At 68.3% G+C, this 16,680-nt stretch carries 11 protein-coding genes; 6 read left to right on the top strand and 5 right to left on the bottom strand.

The window, feature by feature from the left end; genetic code table 11:
• Positions 1 to 14: 14 nt before the first annotated feature.
• The 4 genes from STHE_RS13815 to STHE_RS13800 all read left to right on the top strand — a co-directional run bounded on the left by STHE_RS13815 (position 15) and on the right by STHE_RS13800 (position 5,190).
• The gene (locus STHE_RS13815) at positions 15 to 1,370 is read left to right on the top strand and encodes a glycosyltransferase family 4 protein (RefSeq protein WP_012873209.1); all 1,356 of its coding nucleotides are present in this window, start codon (positions 15 to 17) and stop codon (positions 1,368 to 1,370) included.
• Between the two features lie 75 nt (positions 1,371 to 1,445).
• Positions 1,446 to 2,657 (top strand): DegT/DnrJ/EryC1/StrS family aminotransferase, encoded by a 1,212-nt coding sequence (locus tag STHE_RS13810; RefSeq protein ID WP_012873208.1) that lies wholly within the window; start codon positions 1,446 to 1,448, stop codon positions 2,655 to 2,657.
• A gap of 34 nt (positions 2,658 to 2,691) precedes the next feature.
• Positions 2,692 to 3,363, top strand: coding sequence for a sugar transferase (locus tag STHE_RS13805; protein WP_052295426.1), 672 nt, complete (start codon positions 2,692 to 2,694; stop codon positions 3,361 to 3,363).
• A 378-nt stretch (positions 3,364 to 3,741) separates the two neighbouring features.
• The gene (locus STHE_RS13800; RefSeq protein ID WP_012873206.1) at positions 3,742 to 5,190 is read left to right on the top strand and encodes a glycosyl hydrolase family 28-related protein; all 1,449 of its coding nucleotides are present in this window, start codon (positions 3,742 to 3,744) and stop codon (positions 5,188 to 5,190) included.
• 6 nt (positions 5,191 to 5,196) lie between these two features.
• Here the strand turns inward: STHE_RS13800 and STHE_RS13795 are convergent, their stop codons facing one another.
• Positions 5,197 to 7,119 (bottom strand): DUF4012 domain-containing protein, encoded by a 1,923-nt coding sequence (locus STHE_RS13795; RefSeq protein ID WP_012873205.1) that lies wholly within the window; start codon positions 7,117 to 7,119, stop codon positions 5,197 to 5,199.
• Positions 7,120 to 7,158: 39 nt separating this feature from the next.
• The gene (locus tag STHE_RS13790; RefSeq protein WP_012873204.1) at positions 7,159 to 8,832 is read right to left on the bottom strand and encodes a tyrosine-protein kinase domain-containing protein; all 1,674 of its coding nucleotides are present in this window, start codon (positions 8,830 to 8,832) and stop codon (positions 7,159 to 7,161) included.
• Between the two features lie 327 nt (positions 8,833 to 9,159).
• On the opposite strand from STHE_RS13790, the gene STHE_RS13785 reads away from it, so the two are divergent.
• Positions 9,160 to 10,221 carry a zinc-binding dehydrogenase gene (locus STHE_RS13785; protein ID WP_012873203.1) on the top strand — a complete coding sequence of 354 codons (1,062 nt, stop codon included), beginning with the start codon at positions 9,160 to 9,162 and terminating at the stop codon, positions 10,219 to 10,221.
• Positions 10,222 to 10,380: 159 nt separating this feature from the next.
• Complete coding sequence (locus STHE_RS13780; RefSeq protein WP_012873202.1) at positions 10,381 to 12,162, top strand: M28 family peptidase; 1,782 nt, start codon at positions 10,381 to 10,383, stop codon at positions 12,160 to 12,162.
• A 9-nt stretch (positions 12,163 to 12,171) separates the two neighbouring features.
• Here STHE_RS13780 and STHE_RS13775 read toward each other — a convergent pair whose 3' ends face one another.
• Genes STHE_RS13775 through STHE_RS13765 form a run of 3 tightly spaced genes read right to left on the bottom strand, consistent with a single transcriptional unit; the run spans position 12,172 to position 16,574 of the window.
• Complete coding sequence (locus STHE_RS13775) at positions 12,172 to 13,380, bottom strand: MFS transporter (RefSeq protein ID WP_012873201.1); 1,209 nt, start codon at positions 13,378 to 13,380, stop codon at positions 12,172 to 12,174.
• A 59-nt stretch (positions 13,381 to 13,439) separates the two neighbouring features.
• Positions 13,440 to 15,152 (bottom strand): M28 family peptidase, encoded by a 1,713-nt coding sequence (locus STHE_RS13770; protein ID WP_012873200.1) that lies wholly within the window; start codon positions 15,150 to 15,152, stop codon positions 13,440 to 13,442.
• Between the two features lie 48 nt (positions 15,153 to 15,200).
• Positions 15,201 to 16,574 carry a M20/M25/M40 family metallo-hydrolase gene (locus STHE_RS13765; RefSeq protein WP_012873199.1) on the bottom strand — a complete coding sequence of 458 codons (1,374 nt, stop codon included), beginning with the start codon at positions 16,572 to 16,574 and terminating at the stop codon, positions 15,201 to 15,203.
• Positions 16,575 to 16,680 lie beyond the last annotated feature (106 nt).

The raw sequence follows: 16,680 nt of genomic DNA, 5'->3' as shown, positions 1-16,680 counted from the left end.
CGAGGGGGACGAGTGTGCGAGTCCTGTTCCTGACTCACTTCTTCCCGCCGGAGATCGGCCCGCCGCAGACCCGGATCCTGGAGACCGCCAGGGATCTGCAGCAGATGGGCCATGCGGTCGCGGTCCTGACGACCTTCCCGAACTACCCAAGCGGGGAGATCCCGGCCGGGTACCGTGGTCGCGTCCTCATGCGGGAGGAGATGGAAGGCATCCCGGTGGTACGGTCCTGGCTCTACGCCGCGCCGAACCGGGGGTTCCTGCGCCGCTCCCTGAGCCACCTGTCGTTCGCACTGAGCGCACTGCCCGCCGCGACACGGCTGCCCTGGCGGCCCGACGTCATCGTGGTCGACATGCACCCGCTCTTCCTGTGCGTCACCGCCGCCATCCTCGGCCGCTGGTGGGGCGTGCCCTACGTGCTGAACGCAGGCGACTTGATCCCAGAGCAGGCCGTGGCCTACGGCGTCATGCGCAACCCGATCGCCATCCGCGTGACCCGGGCGCTGGCGTCCTTCGCACTGAACCACGCGGCGCAGGTGGTCCCGTTCACCCGCGGCATCGAAGCCACCCTGCGGGAGCGGGGAATTCCACCCGAGCGGCTACACCTCATCTACTACGGCGCGGATGTGGAGCTCTTCCAGGCACCGATACCGGAGGGTGAGACCATCCCCGGCCTGGAGAGCATCGCCCCGGACGCGTTCGTGGTGATGTACGCGGGCACGCACGGCCTGCCGCACGCGCTCGACACCGTCCTTGACACCGCCGAGCTCCTGGCCGACGAGCCGGACGTGCATCTCCTCCTGGTCGGCGACGGTGGGGAGAAACCGCGCCTCGTGGCCAAGGCTCGGGAGCGGGGGCTGGCCAACATCACGTTCCTCGACCCCGTGCCCCGCAGGCTGCTCCCCGCGCTGTACCGGCGGGCCGACGCCTGCCTGGTCACGCTCCGGCGATCCGACTGGCTGCGCGACTTCGCGCTGTCGTCGAAGGTCTTCGACGTCATGGCGGCGGGGCGCCCGGCGATCGTCGCCGCCGAGGGCGAGACGGCCGATGTCGTCGAGCACGCCTGCGCCGGACTCTGTGTCCCGCCCGAAGATCCGGCCGCACTGGCGGAGGCCATCCGAGCGCTGCGCGCCCGTCCCGCGCTGGCGCGGCAGCTCGGGGAAAACGGCCAGCGATATGTCGCCGCTCACGTATCGCGCCAGCGGCAATCGCGGGCCTTCGAGACCGTCCTGCGCCAGGCGGTCGAGGCGGCTCCGGAGCCCCACGCGGGTCGCGCCGCGCCGAGCGGGTGGGCGCGGGCCGACGCAGGCAGGCTCACCGAGCCGCTAGAGAGGACGGAACCCACAGCAGGCGTATCGAGGCGAGTTCATTGACGCTCGCGCGCCCGGAGATCCGGGCCCCCTGGCACCGCCGCACCACAGCGGCACGTGAGAGGACGGAGGTCGACCATGACCGTAACACGAGAATCCCTACCCGCCGTGGAGGGCGGTCAGCCGGTTCGAAGCCAGTTCCTGGTGTTCGGCGCGCCGCTGATCGGCGAGGAAGAGATCCAGGAGGTTGTGGATACCCTGCGCTCGGGCTGGATCGGGTTCGGCCCTAAGAGCCTCCGCTTCGAGGAGGAGTTCGCCCAGTACGTCCGCGCCAAGCACGGCATCTCGGTCGGGTCCTGCACGGCGGGGCTCCACCTGGCGCTGATCGCCAGCGGTGTCGGCCCGGGCGATGAGGTCATCACCACGCCCCTGACCTTCGCCGCGACCGCCAACGTGGTCGAGCACGTGGGTGCGCGCCCGGTCTTCGTCGACGTCGATCGGGAGACGCAGAACATCGACCCGGCCCGGATCGAAGCCGCCATCACGCCACGGACACGGGCGATCATGCCGGTGCACATGGCCGGGCGCCCCTGCGACATGGACGCGATAAGCGACATCGCCGATCGCCACGGCCTGACCGTCATCGAGGACGCGGCTCACGCGGTTGAGGCGGCCTGGCGCGGCAAGAAGATCGGCAGCATCAGCCAGTTCACCGTCTTCAGCTTCTACGCCACCAAGAATCTGACGACCGCCGAGGGCGGGATGATCACGACGAACGACGACGCGGCAGCCGAGCGGCTCCGCATCCTGCGCCTCCACGGCATCAGCAAGGACGCCTGGAAGCGCTACTCGGCCAGCGGCTTCACCCCCTATGAGGCGGTCGAGCCGGGTTACAAGTACAACCTGACCGACCTCCAGTCCTCGCTCGGGCTCCATCAACTCCGGCGCATCGAAGCCAACCTCACCATCCGGCGACGCCACTGGAAGGCTTACGATGTCGGCTTCGCCGATCTGCCGGCGGTCGAGACGCCCGCCCCGCCCCGACCCGAGGAGCGGCATGCCGGGCACCTCTACACGATCCTGCTCCGGCCCGAGCGGCTCACCATCGACCGCTCCCAATTCATCGAAGCGCTCCGCGCCGAGAACATCGGAAGCGGCATCCACTTCACGCCAGTCCACCTGCACGCCTATTACCGGAAGCGCTACGGCTACCGGCCCGGCGACTTCCCGAACGCCGAGGAGATCGGCAGCCGGACCGTGTCGCTGCCGCTTTCGGCCAAGCTGACCGATCAGGATGTCCAGGACGTGATCGCCGCCGTACGGAAGGTGGTGACGCACTATGCGCGGTGACACCCGGAGCATCGAACCGGGGGAACAGGCCCGGATGGCAGCCGCACCGCCGAAGACGAGCGAAGGCGTCCGGTGGTGGGCTGGCGGCCATCCGGTCTACGAAATCCTGAAGCGGGGCATCGACATCGTCGGAGCGACCGTCGGGCTCGTCCTCACGAGCCCGATCATGGCCGCTGCGGCCATCGCGGTCCGCCTGGAATCGCCTGGCCCGGCCATCTTCCGGCAGGTCCGCGTCGGCCAGCACGGCGTCCCCTTTACTCTCTACAAGTTCCGAGGGATGTACGTGAATGCGCGCGAGCGCTTTCCCGAGCTGTATGCCTACAAGTACTCGCCAGAAGAGTTGCCCACGCTCGTCTTCCACCCCAAGGACGACCCCCGGGTGACGCGCGTCGGGCGCTTCCTGCGACGCACCAGCATCGATGAGCTCCCAAACCTCTGGAACGTGCTGAAGGGTGACATGAGCCTGGTTGGCCCACGACCGGAGATCCCGGAGATGATCCCCTACTACGGCGATGCCGCCGAGACGATCCTGAGCATCAAGCCAGGCGTGACCTCGCCGGCCAAGGTCAGTGGACGGGATGAGCTCACCTTCACCGAGACGCTGGCGCTCGACCTGGAGTACGTCAAGAACCGCTCGCTCTGGCTCGACCTGCGGATCCTCTGGCAAACCGCGATCGCCGTGCTTCGCCAGGACGGCGTCGCCTAGTCCTCCGCCTCAACGGCGCGGCGATGGTCTTCGCCGCGCCGTTGCTCTCCACCCACAGACACCGTGACAAGCACGCGCCTCTGGTACTGCGACCCTAGACATGAGTACGCAGGTACTAGCCAATCGCTAGACCGCAGTACCACGTCGGGACATTATTCTCTCATCGAAGGCGGGACGCTCGAATCTGTCCGGTGACACCCGGTCACGACCACAATGAGCGTGGTGGCGGGCTCTCCCCCGGCGAACAAGGCGGCTCGGGACAGCCGCTCGGTAACGGGGTACCCGCCCTTGCGAACAGTGGAGCAGTAGCCACGACCACGCCCGTGGTCGTGGCCATGCAACCCGACACCCGGGTTGTGGGACAGGCAGGGACAAGCCATGGACGACGACACTCGCGCAGCGGGGCGGCGCGCGCTCACGCTTGGCGCTCGTTGCCGCATCATGGGATTCGGCACCCGCCGGACCGTCGTGGTGATTGCGTGCATCCTGGGACTGATAGTGACGCTGTTGGGACCGGCGTCCGACTCGCATGCCACGGCTCGCCTGGCCCAATCGGCCAGCGTGGGCAACGGGATTATCGACGTGAAGGCGCAGTTCGCCGCCGCGGGCGACGGCATCACCGACGACACAGTCGCGCTGCAGAGCGCGATCGACGCTGCCACGCAGGCAAACCAGGTGCTGATGCTGCCACCTGGAACGTACGTGACCTCCGGTATCACCATCACGCGGCCGATCACGATCGTGGGTGCCTCGCCCACCCTGACCACGTTGCGAGCCGTCCCCGGTACCAAGGCGGTGCTCACCCTTGGTGACGGAACGGTGCTGCCAAGCGGTATGGAGGGCTTCACCATTGCCAACATCGGCATCGACGGGGCCGGGACGGCCGGCTACGGGATCTGGATCCGCCAGTACGGCGGCATCCGGGCGCGGTTCGAGCACCTGCTGATTCAGAACTGCCTCGGCGATCCGGGCATCGGTATCGGGAACGAGGATCATGCGTACTCGATGCTCATGTCCGACCTCACGGTGAAGAACAACCGAATCGGCCTGCGACTCGTGCGGCGTGTGCAGGAAAGCAAGATCATCGGCTCGCAGATCTATGGGAACATCGAGCACCAGGTCGTGATCGGCGATGGGCAGACGCAGGTAACCAAGGTGTCGATCGTCGCGAGCCAGGTCGAGCCGACGACCAACGGTGCCAGCGGCGCTGCCTTGCTCGTCAACGGGGTCAGCAACCTCTACCTGAGCAGCGTCTACTCCGAGGCCAAGACTGGCGCGACCGGCCCGGCCCTGGAGATCGCCCCGGGCATGACGAGCTACATCGTGGCCGATGGCCTGCACATGGTCGGCAATCAGGTCGCCCCCTACGCCATCCGCCTGCCCGCCGACAACACCAACGTGAACCTCACGCTGGTGAACCCGATCATGAACGGGTACCTGAACAATCCACCCGTCGAGAACCTGAGCGGACCGACCAAGCGCGTCGTCTGGATCGGTACACAAAACCAGCCAGCGATGATGTCGGTGCGTGGCGGGCTGGTCGTCGGAGAGAACGGCGGCCGGCTCTGGGGGAACTACGTCGGCACCGTGGAGTACGACCCGCCGGCGCTGGCGCCGGGAGCGACAGTCACGACGACCGTCGCTGTTCCCGGAGCGATGAAGGGTGACATGGCGCTGGCCGGCTTCTCGGCGATCCGCGACGGGGTCTACCTGAGCGCGGTGGTCAGCAGCAAGGACACCATCACGGTGCTTTTCGAGAACAAGAGCGCCCAGACAATCGACCTGCCGAGCGGCACGTTGAAGGTATCGACCTGGAACTACCAGTAAGCCGGCCTACCGGCAGAGCGACGCGAGATCGACCTTGACGTCGTTCGTGAGTGAGACCTCGCGCGATTGCTGGCACCGGGCATCGACGACCGTCACCTCGGCCGTGCGGACGCCCGGCTGGCGCCGGAGCAGCAGTGAGGGCGCGTCCGGCATAGTGAACTCCACATGGACGCGCCCGGTCTGCCCGGGGAAGAGGTCGATCTGGTAGCTCCCGCCGTTCAACGCCTCCGGATCGGGCAGCGCAGATGGATCGCTTGCGATCCATGCGCTGCCCTCCGGCAGCAGCACCTCAGTCCACCAGCGCTGGAACCCGCCGTAGAGCGGATCTTCGTCGTCGGAACCGAGGTGCTCGAGTTCGACATCGAGCGTCGCCCGCCGCTGGCCATTCTCCGGACCCTCCAGCGTGAGCGTCAGCCGAGGCTGCATCGCCAGGCTCGCCTTGTTGATCGCCATGTTCGCGAAGTTCACCGCCAGGGTCGGCACGCCCTCTTCGGGGATGAGGCGACCGGTCCAGCCCTGGCGGTCCGCCATCGCCTGCACCGCCGGGTCCGACGCGTAGAACTGCAGGTCGCGGTGTTCGGCTGCCGGGAGCAGCGACGCGGCCATCCGCGCCAGCATCTGCCTGTCCCCCGTCTTCATGCGCTCGATCAGCGCCTCGCCGATCAGGGCGATCAGCTCCTTGTGGTGTGTCGCGTCGAGGTTGCCTGCCCGCCGCATTCGGCGCTGTCGCTCGATCTCCGCGTAGACGTTGTCGGCCGTGATTTCGCGATCCTCGCCGTCGACCGAGAGCGTGATCGGCCCGGTGATCCGCAGCAGGTCGCTCACGACAGTAGGCTGGAGCGCGATAATACCGTCGATCGGGGGCCAGTCGGTTTCGGCATACATCTCCATCGTCACGGCCGCGCCGCGCGGGAAGTCCGCCCACCACGTCGCGTCATGGAGGAGGAAACCGTCCTGCGGGAAGTACTGCTCGATCGGCCAGGGTTGGGGCCGGCGTTCCTGCCGCTGCCGCATGTAGTCCTGGGTCAGTTCGTGGGAACTGAAGATCTGGTAGTCCCGAAGCTGCCCCCGCTCAAGGGTGACCAATCCCATTGTGCCGGGGAAGCCCCCGCTCGGGCGTAGCTCCGCCGGGTTCTGGAAGAGCACAAGGTAGCGGACCGGCCCATTGCCACCCAGGGCCGCCTGAAGCGCCGGGAGGTCAGGGCCCATCAGATCACCGAAGTCGCCCACCCGTGCGAGGGCACGGTCGAGCGCCGGGAGACGCTTGCGCGCTGGTGCGGGCAGCGCCTCCTCGTCGAGTTGAGCCCGGATGCGCTGCGCCTCGTCCACCTGTGCCGCGACTCGCTCCAGTTCGGCCTGATGCCGGCCGAGAATATCGAGCCAGGTCCCCGACGGTCGACTACCGTCGGCGCTCACCCCGGTCGCCTCCATCGCCACCAGCATCTCCCGGCCTACCTGAGCCGTCGTCTCGCCCGCCTCGGACAGCAGCGCCGCCACCTTCAGCATGTCGTGGCCGGCACGGTAGCGCGCACCGATCCAGGGGAGATGCTCCGCGATCTGGTGGACGCCGGGCGGCAGCGTCACCGCGCGCTGCAGCCGTGAGACATCTCGCCCCAGTTCGTCGAGGCTGAAGATGATTGGGGCGAGATCGCGCGAGGAGAGCGCAACGAGGTCGTCGTCGGCCAGCGCCTGCAGCGTCGCCACCTCCTCGGCGACACCCGCGTACGCGGCGCGAGCCTGATTGACCCGCATTCCCATCCAGAGCACCAGCACGAGGAGGCAGACCACGGCTACCAGCGTCGCCGGACGCGCCACCCAGGTTCGGCGCCGCGCCCGTCGGCGCCGTCGACGGGCACCCTCGCGGAGCGCGGTATCCCTCAGGTCGTCGCCCCGTTGCTCACGCAGGACATCGGATCGCCGCATCGTCATCTGTCGCGTTCCCTCGAACCACCAGCGGCCACGCCACGATCACTGGTTGCCACGCTGCGTGGCGTCGACGGCACGCCCCGACACCAGAGTACCTAGCCGCTGCGACAGCCGCGTCGACGCGCCGGGGCCGCTGCCGTCTTGGTCGCCAGTGTCCGGCTCGGCGCTGTAGTACTCCGCGTAATAGAGGTCGTACCCACCGGCACCGGCCTCAGCCCGGTTGAGCAGGACGCCCAAAAGCGGCGTACCCGCTCGCGTCAGCTCCTCGACCGCCCGCGCCAGCTCTGCCGAACGGGTACGGCCGCTGTAGGCGACCAGAAGCACGCGGTCCACCAGCCCGGCCAGTACCAGCGCATCGCTCACCGGCACCGGTGGGGCGTCCACCAGCACCATGTCCGCCATCCGCTCCAACCCGGCGATGAGCTCATGCATCCGCGGCGAGTCGAGCACGTCGGTCGGGTTCGGCGGCAGCGGCCCCGTCGTCAGAACCCGGAGCCCCGGCACATCGGTTTCCTGGAGCAGCGCTGCCAGATCGACCTCGTCGTCGGCCAGGAGCAGGTTCGTCAGCCCGAAGCGGTTGGGCACGTTCCCGAGCGCTGCGTGGAGGCGCGGGCGGCGCAGGTCCGCGTCGACAACGATGACTTGCTGGCCGCCCTGCGCGAGCACGGCACCGAGGTTGACCACCGTGGTGGTCTTGCCGTCCCCAGGGCGGGCACTGGTCACGAGGATCGAGCGTACCTCCTGCCCCAGGGTCGCGAACTGCAAGTTCGTGCGCAGGCTCCGGTACCCCTCAGAGACAGGCGAGCGCGGCGCGGTCACCAGCGCGATGCCGCTCGGCCCGCGGAACCGGGGAATCCAGCCGAGCGCCGGGCGGCCGGTCAGGCGCCGCACATCCTCGGCGTCCTTGACCGTATCGTCGAGGTAGACGAGGACCAGCACTACGCCCAGACCGAGGAGCGTGCCGAGTACCCCACCGAGCGCCGTGTTCAGTGTGGTGCGCGGGCGAATCGGCGCATCGGGCGGGATCGCGTCGGCGGTCACGCGAATCCGCGGGCCACTCGCCGCAGCCGAGGCGAGGATGCGCTGCTGCGCCTCGATCAGGGCGCTGTGGGTCTCGGTGAACTGCGCGAGCTGCGCTTGCAGGTTCCGGATCTCCTCCTGCACCGCCGGATCACCCGCGTTTGGCTGTGCCTGCAGCTCGGCGATACGCGCATTGGCCTCGTCGATCTGGCGCTGGATCGCCTCGATGTTCTGCTGCACCTGATCGGCGCCCGGCCCGGCTATCTCAGCCTGCCGCTGCTGCGTCTGTTCGATGAAGACCTCGGCAACCGTGTTGGCGATCGCCGCCGCCCGCGCGGGGCTCGGGTCCGACACCGCCAGCGTCACGAGTTGCGTGTCGCGGATCGGGGTCACCTCGATCACCGCCATCAGCTCCTCAGGAGTCATCCGGAGCGACAGGCGGCGGATCGTCTCCTCGAGCACAGGGCGCTGTGCCACGAGGCGGCTGAAGGTACGGGTACGGCGCTCGGCAGCCAGGATGTCGTTGTAGTCGCCTGCCCCGGTACCCTGACTCTCCTCAATTAGTAGGGTGAGCTGTGCCTGATAGATCGGCGTCATTGCCGCGCTGACGAGGTAGGCCAACGCAGCGGCAGCAAGGGCACCAACCAGCACGATCCACCACCAGCGGAGCCCACGCGCAAGAATGCTCGACGTCATAGTCCTCCCCACCGAATCCCAACCCGATCCCATCCTGGTTGCACGCGTTGCCCTCCCCTCCGACTGCCAACCACCCTCAACCGGCGCAATGTGCTGGGATGCGGGGTGCGAGACGAGTGAGGGGGACGAAGGGGTGCAATTCGTACTGCATTGCGAACAGCAAGATCAATGCCTCCTTTTAGCGTCACGGCGGAAAGTTTCGTCAAGACTGAAGCCCGCCCCTTACCACGCCGCGGTCGTGATACGGGCTGGTGATCAGGAGCGTGCGGCGGTACGATGGGCAGCCGGTCGAGGCACGCCGGCACGACGCACGGAGGGATGAGATTCGTGAGTGAACTGCCACCGACGATGCATGCAGCGGTGATCCACCGGCACGGTGGGCCGGAGGTCCTCTCCTACGAAGAAATACCCCGCCCGGAGCCGGGCCCAGGAGAGGCCCTGATACGGGTCCGCGCGACCTCAATCAACCGGCTCGATCTGTGGGCCCGAAGCGGGCCGCCGGTCCCGATCTTCCCCTGGACGGAGCCGGACTTCCCCATCATCAGCGGCAGCGACTGCGCCGGGGAGGTCGCGAGGCTCGGACCTGGGGTCACCAACGTCCACGTCGGTCAGCGGGTGGTGCTCTACCCGAGCATCTACTGCGGCACCTGCGATTACTGCCGCGCCGGCGAACAGACCCAGTGCCTGGAGTACCGCATCTTCGGCGAGCACACCGATGGGGCAATGGCGGAGTATGCGGTGGTACAGGCGCACAACCTGCTGCCGCTCCCGGATCATGTCTCCTTCACCGATGCGGCGGCAATGCCGATCGCCTACACGACCGCGTGGCGCATGCTCATCACCGCCGGTCAACTGCGCGCGGGCGAGTCGGTCCTCATCCTCGGCGTGGGCGGCGGTGTCGGCTCTGCGGCCCTGCGGATCGCGCGGCGAGCGGGTGCGACCGTGTATGCCACGGCCAGCCTGCCTGAGAAGCGACGCCTCGCCGAGGAGCATGGCGCGGCCGCGACCTTCGACCCGAGCGCCGGACCGATCTCGGAATGGGTCCTGGATCAGACCGGCGGCAGAGGGGTCGATATCGTGGTTGATCCGCTCGGCGCCACCTGGCGCGAGAGCATCCGCAGCCTGGCCCGCGGCGGTCGGCTCGTCTGCTGCGGCGCCACCGCCGGGAACCAACCGCAGTTCGACATTCGGGAGGTCTACCAGCGTCACCGGCGCATCATCGGCGCGCCGATGGGCAACTGGGACGACTTCACCCAGGTCATGCGACTGCTCTTCGCGGGAGAGATCACCCCGATCATCGACAGCGTCTTCCCGCTGGAGCGGATCGCCGACGCACACCGCCGCGCGGAGTCCCGCGCGAGCTTCGGGAAGGTGGTCATCACCGTCTAGGTGATCGCTCTTTTCGTGTCGTCCCTCGCTCCGCTGACGACGACACAGACGAATACCTGCCCGCCACTGCTATCAGGGGCGAGAGCGTATCGGAACCCAGGCCCAAAGCGGGCTCGGGGGAGCCGAGCAACCGATGGATTACAGGGAGGGTAACGAAAGGTGGCCGATCTCTCGGCGATTGTCCAGTGGAGTGATCCAGAGTTCGAACGCGAAGTCCTTGACAGTATCTCGCTCGATGTGCCCTGGAAGCTGATCGAGGACTTCTCGACGCTGCACCGGCTCTCCGGCTCGGAGGACGAGCGGCGCGCCATCGAGCTCATCATCGAGCAACTGAAGGAAGCGGGCATCCCTTACACCCTCTACGAGCCCGAGTGCTTCATCTCCATCCCCCTCGAGGCCAGCGTCCGCACCCTCGGGCCAGACGGCCGCTCGTTCCGCGCGAAGACGGTCTCGATGTCGGTGTCGACCGACGGCAAAGAGATCGTGAGCGAACTCGTCTACGCGCCGGCGCGTGCCAGCGACTACGAGCGCGGTGTGTTCGACTCCGGTATCGACCTTGGCGGCATCGACGCCAGGGGGAAGATCGTTATCACAGAGGGTATCCCGGTCGAGGAAAAGCTGGAAGCCGTCACCGCCGCCGGTGCGATCGCAGTGATCTTCATCAACCCCGGCGAGGCCATCCACGAGGGCATCTGCACCACCATCTGGGGCACCCCCGACCTCGACTCGATGGGCCGCCAGCCCTCCATCCCCGTCGTGGCCGTCAACCACCCCGACGGCCAGGCGCTGATCGCCGCCGCCCAGGCCGGTGCCCAGGTGGCCCTGGCCACCCGCCTCGACACCCGCTGGCGCCCCATCCCCGTGCTCGTCGCCGAGATCCCCGGTGCCCGCGTCCCCGAGGAGTTCGTCCTGCTCCACGGCCACCTCGACTCCTGGCACGTCGGCATCGGCGACAACGCCACCGGCGATGCCACCCTGCTGGAACTGGCCCGCGTCTTCTGGGCCCACCGCGACCGCCTGGCGCGTTCCCTGCGCATCGCCTGGTGGAGTGGCCACTCCCATGGCCGCTATGCCGGCTCCACCTGGTATGCCGACACCTTCGCCCTGGAGCTGGCCCGCCACTGCGTGGCCCAGGTCAACTGCGACTCCCCCGGCTGCCGCTGGGCCACCACCTACAACAACCTGACCGCCATGAGCGAGACCGAGCCCTTCGTCGACGCCGTCATCCGTGCCACCACCGGCATCACCCCCCAGCCCGAGCGCCCACCGCGGGCCGGCGACTACTCCTTCAACAGCATCGGCCTCTCCAGCTTCTACATGCTCAGCTCCACCATGGCCGAGGAGGACCGCCTCGCCAAGGGCTACTACGCCGTGGGCGGCTGCGGGGCCAACATCGAGTGGCACACCGAGGGCGACACCCTCGCGATCGCCGACCGCGACATCCTGCTGCGCGATATGCGCATGTATGCCGCCTCGGTGCTGCGGGTGCTCACTGCCCCCCTGCTGCCCTTCGACTGGACGCGCACCACGGCCGAGTTCCGCGCCACCCTGGCGCGCTACCAGGAGGCCGCGGGCAGCGGCTTCGACTTCGGCCCGGCCCAGGCGGCGGTGGACGCCCTGGAGGCGGCGCTAACCCGCTTCTATGCGGCGGCCCCGGCCGTCGACGATCCGGCCGAGCCGGCGGCGCGGCGCTTCAATGCGGCGCAGGTGCGGCTGGGGCGGCTGCTGATCCCGGTCAACTACAGTCGGCAGGCGCCCTTCTGGCACGACCCGGCGCTGAACGTGCCGCCGCTGCCGGACCTGGCCCCGGCGGGGGCGCTGGCGCAGGCGAGCGACCCGCACCGGCGGGGGGTGCTGCGCGCGCATCTGACCCGCGGGCAGAACCGCCTGGTCTGGACCCTGGAGCTGGCCCGCGAGACCGTCGAGGCCGCCACACCGTAGGGCCCGGGCTCACACCACTGCGTCAGACGTGTGCGGGCGCCGCCGATCGCGGCGGACGAGGTCGAGCAGCAGCACGAGCCGCACGAGCGCGAACGCGCCGCAGGCAAGCCAGACGGCCTGGAAGCCGCCGCCGCGCTCGAGCACGAAGCCGAAGACCGAGCCGGCCAGCGTCGCTCCGAGCTGGCCGGCCGTCGCCATCAGGCCGACGACCCGCGCCGTCTGCCCAGCTCCGAAGCGCTCGCCCGCGAGCAGCATGAACGGCGCCGTGGTCGCCGCCAGGCTAACGCCGCTTAGCAGTGTCGCGGCGACCACTACGGGCATCCATGGGCTCAGCACCAGCAGGCCGAAGACCAAGACCGCCAGTAGCGATCCCAACGTGACGACCGTGATTCGACCCGGTGGGAGATCGGCAGCCCAGCCGACTATGGGTGCGGCCACCAGGAGCGTGAGATTGGCGAGGGATGCGACAGTCCCTGCCCAGACCTCTGTGTACCCGAAGTCCGCAGTCAGATAGGTCGGCAGCCAGGTCAGGATCCCGTACATGGCGAGCATCCCGATCAGGCTGGCCGCCAGGAGTTGCCAGAAATCGCCCCGCCGGACGAGCCCGGCGGACTCGCCACGCGCTTGTGAGGAGGAGGCGATCACTGGCTCGCCCGGCAGCACGGAAACCGCCGCCACCAGGGTGACAGCCGTTAGGAGGGAGAGCGAGAGGAAGGCGCCGGTCAACCCGACGACTCCGGACAGCGCCGGGACGAGGATCATGGCACCGCTGCTGCCGATCCCCGCCCCCGCCTGGAGCACGCCGAGAACCCGGCCGCGCTCCTCCGGTTTGAAGAGGACGATCCCCAGCTTCATCGCCGGGGTGTAGAGCAACGCGCCGGTCGCCCCGAGGAGGAAGCGTGCGGCGAGCGCGGCACCGTAGGAAGCGGTCCCGGCGAAGAGCGCGGAGAAGAGCGCGCTCGCCGCGAGCCCAGCAACAAGGAGCCGCTTGGCGCTGAAGCGGTCCCCGACGAGTCCGACGACCGACTGGGCGATTCCGTAGCCCAGGACGTAAGCCGAAAAGAGCGTCCCAACACCGGCGTAGTCGGTCCCGAACCGCAGGCGCAGGCCGTCGAAGACGGTGACGACGCCGGTGCGGTGCGCGTTGTGGATCACCAGCATCGCGGTCAGCAGCGCGACGGTGGCAAGCGAATGTCGCAGTGGTGACCGGGGATTCACTGGCTTACCACACCGATCCCACGGCGCACCGCACCGGCCCGTTCACGTTCCTCCCCGCCCTAACGTGCCTCGGGCCACGCGCCGACCACACGACGGTGCGCCGCGCGGAGGGCGTGCTCGACTCGGTTCCGCTCCCGGACGAGCTTCGCGTGCAGGAAGCGGAACTCGTCGCTGGTCGGGTCGAGGCGCGCCAGTTCGGCTGCCTCAGCCAGCCCCGGCACCGGGACGGTTCCCAGCGCCAGGTCGTGGTCGAATGGGCCGCTGCGGGTGTAGTTCACCGGAATCAGGAGGCGGCTCAGGTCCATGAGCAGGTCGTTCACCTCGTTCGGGTCCCGCTGGTCCAGCGGCGTGGCGCGCAGCGTGGCGGCGAGGCGGCGGGCCTCATCGGCGGTTCGGCTCAGGTCAATCGCCCCGTTGGCAGCCTCGTGGTAGCCACTCACGGCCTCGGCAATCTCATCAGCCGCCGCGGCGAAGTCGAACGGCAGTCGCTCAGTGGTGCAGAGGCGCCAGAGCGTCTCGGCGTAGACCTGGGCGTCCCGCACCAGGTTGTCCGGGTCGATCTTGTCCAGCGTGTCCTCGGTGGTGTGCCACCACCAGCCGAGCCCTGCCGCGCGCCGACCGCTGCCCAGGAGCTGGGCAAGGGCCTGGGAGGTTCCAGACGGGTCCGCCGCCTGCTCGGACAGGGAGGCGAAGAGCGACGGGATACCGTGTCCCCAGAATGATTGATCGCTGGAGCGGCTGATCCGCCGGTAGACCAGGTCAACGCCCACCGTATCGCGCAGGACTTCGCGGCCGAAGCCGTAGGTCTCGGCCATGCTGGGAGCCTCATCCAGGACCTCAGCACCCTTGGCGCCGACCGAGTCAATATTCACGTGGCAGACGCAACGCTCATGCAGGTCGTGCCAGAAGGTGTCGGCATACCAGGAAGAGCCGGCATAGCGTCCGTGCGAGTGGCCGGACCAGAATGCTAACCGCACGCCACGGCGCAGCTCCCCGCGCCGCTCCGCCAGCAGGCGCGCGACCTCGAGCTGGGTGGCGTTGGCGGTCCCGTTGTCCATCGCCCCGTAGTGCCAGGAGTCGACGTGGCCGCTGAAGAGGACGAAGCGATCCTCGACTGTGCCCGGCAGATCGGCGATCAGCGTGGGGATCTTGCACCAGGCCCGGTAGGGTTTCGTCATCAGCCGCACCTGGACCGGGCCCTGCTCCAGGGCCGCCTTCAGCCGCTCGCCACCGGCACGGTCCAAGCTGACCGAGGGGACCTGGGGCAACAGATCGGCCGTCTCCGGCGTCGGCGTACCCCAGACCGGCGAGATGCACATCTCGTGGATGTGCTCATCGTTGATGTGGATCTGGCCGATCGCCCCGGCCTGCTGCGCGGCCAGGGTCTTACCCGGCATCGCCAGCCCGTCGCTCAGCACGATCTTGCCGCGAACGTCTCGACCCGCGTAGTCTGCGGGCAGACCCGCGCCGACGTAGACCAGTTCGCCGACAACCCCGTCGCCCTCGGTTTGCGGGCTCAGGGAGTACCCGTTGGACGGGATGACCTCCGGCTCCGGACCGAGGATCTCCAGCCTGGACTCGGCGGGGTAGCCGATGAGCGCATCGCTCTCGTAGCGCGTGACGGTGTAGCCGAAGCGCTCCAATTGTTCCTGAATGTAATCGAAGGCCTTCGCCTCGTCCGGCGTCCCGGAAAGCCGCACGTACTGCGCGATCGCCCGCAGGTGCCGGTCCAACTCGGCACCTGAGACCGCGCGGCTGATCGATTCGGCCATGGTCCCTGCCTCTCGGTGGTGCACACGCCCGGCGGCCGCCCCGCCGCGTCACATCTGGCCCAGCGCCGTGAGCATCGCGGCACCGGTCTTGATTCCCTTGATGAAGCGCTCAAGCTCCAGGTTCTCGTTCGGCGCATGGTTGGACTCGTCGGGGTTGGCGTACGGAACCCCGAAGGCCGGGATACCCAGGATCTTGGTGAAGACGTAGTCTGGGAGACTGCCGCCCAGGGCCGGCACGAGCAGCGGCTCCTCTCCCTGGCCCAGGGCAACACCGCGCCGGATCGGCTCGGCATACGGCGAATCGAGCGGGGTCTTGGACGGTTCCATCGAGCCCTGTCGGATGACCTCGACGTTCGGCGCGTGCTTGCGCACGTGGGCCTCGATCTTGGCAAAGATGTCGTCGGCCTTCTGCGCCTCAACCAACCGCACGTCGCACTTGACGACGGCCTCATGCGGCAGGACCGTCTTCGAGCCTGGGCCGCCATACCCGCCGTGGAACCCGTTGATGGTGAAGGTCGGCCAGGCGGCGAGTCGCTCGAAGTAGCCCCGCTCGCGCGGCTCGTCGAACTCGGCGATACCGAGGGACGCCTTGACCGCCTCCTCGTCGATCGGGAGCTTCGCCAGCGCCTCCTGCTCCAGCGGCGTCAGGGGGAGCACGTCGTCGTAGAAGCCCTCGATCGTGACCTCGCCCTGAGCGTTCTTCATCGTGGCCAGGAGGTGCACCAGGGTCCAGATCGGGTTCGGTGCCACGCCACCGAAGTTGCCGGAGTGCAGGTCACGGTTGGCCCCGCGGGCGCGCAGTTCGAAGCTCAGCACGCCCCGCACTCCGAAGAGGATGCGGCTCCGGCCGCTCTCGTCGACCGGTCCGTCGCTGGTGATGACCAGGTCGGCCATAACCTCATCCCGGTGTTCCTGGATGAAGGCGGGCATGTGTGGACTGCCGACCTCTTCCTCACCCTCCAGCAGTACTTTGACGTTACACGGAAGCTCACCCCGCACCGCCAGCAGGGACTTGAGCGCCAGGATCTGAGCCAGGTGCTGGCCCTTGTTGTCGCCCACGCCGCGTGCGTAGAGGCGGCCGTCGCGGATGGACGGCTCGAATGGGGGCGTGACCCACTCCTCCAGCGGGTCGGGTGGTTGCACGTCGTAATGGCCGTAGAGGAGCACCGTCGGCGCCCCCGGTCGATCCATGCGCTCCCCCAGCACCATCGGCCAGCCCGCAGTCGGGATCACACGGGTGTTCAGCCCGATCTCTTGCATCACCCCGGCGATGTACTCAGCCACCTCAGCGATCCCGACACCGTGGGCGCTGATGCTCGGCCGCCGGACATAGTCGATCAACTGGTCGATGAACGCGTCGCGGTGCTCGTCGATGTAGGCGAACACATCGGCGAGATCGAGGTTTCCTCCCTGCGCTGTCACCCTCTTTGTTCCCTTTCGTCTGGCCCCGTGCCACCTCCCGGGCCCCTGGGGCAATCGGCACTCTCCCATTTTCATCCGGATCGGCACCAAGCAGGAAGGAGGAGGA

The sequence above is a fragment of the Sphaerobacter thermophilus DSM 20745 genome (genome assembly GCF_000024985.1).
GTDB classification, from domain to species: Bacteria; Chloroflexota; Chloroflexia; order Thermomicrobiales; family Thermomicrobiaceae; genus Sphaerobacter; species Sphaerobacter thermophilus.
Note: the sequence above shows the minus strand (reverse complement) of the source record. Positions and strands in the feature narration are given on the sequence as shown.

What these genes read in the sequence shown, in the direction of transcription:
- STHE_RS13810 (WP_012873208.1), top strand. Translation starts at nt 1,446, where the DNA reads ATGACCGTAACACGAGAATCCCTACCCGCCGTGGAGGGCGGTCAGCCG.
- STHE_RS13805 (WP_052295426.1), top strand. Translation starts at nt 2,692, where the DNA reads ATGGCAGCCGCACCGCCGAAGACGAGCGAAGGCGTCCGGTGGTGGGCT.
- STHE_RS13800 (WP_012873206.1), top strand. Translation starts at nt 3,742, where the DNA reads ATGGACGACGACACTCGCGCAGCGGGGCGGCGCGCGCTCACGCTTGGC.
- STHE_RS13795 (WP_012873205.1), bottom strand. Translation starts at nt 7,119, where the DNA reads ATGACGATGCGGCGATCCGATGTCCTGCGTGAGCAACGGGGCGACGAC.
- STHE_RS13790 (WP_012873204.1), bottom strand. Translation starts at nt 8,832, where the DNA reads ATGACGTCGAGCATTCTTGCGCGTGGGCTCCGCTGGTGGTGGATCGTG.
- STHE_RS13770 (WP_012873200.1), bottom strand. Translation starts at nt 15,152, where the DNA reads ATGGCCGAATCGATCAGCCGCGCGGTCTCAGGTGCCGAGTTGGACCGG.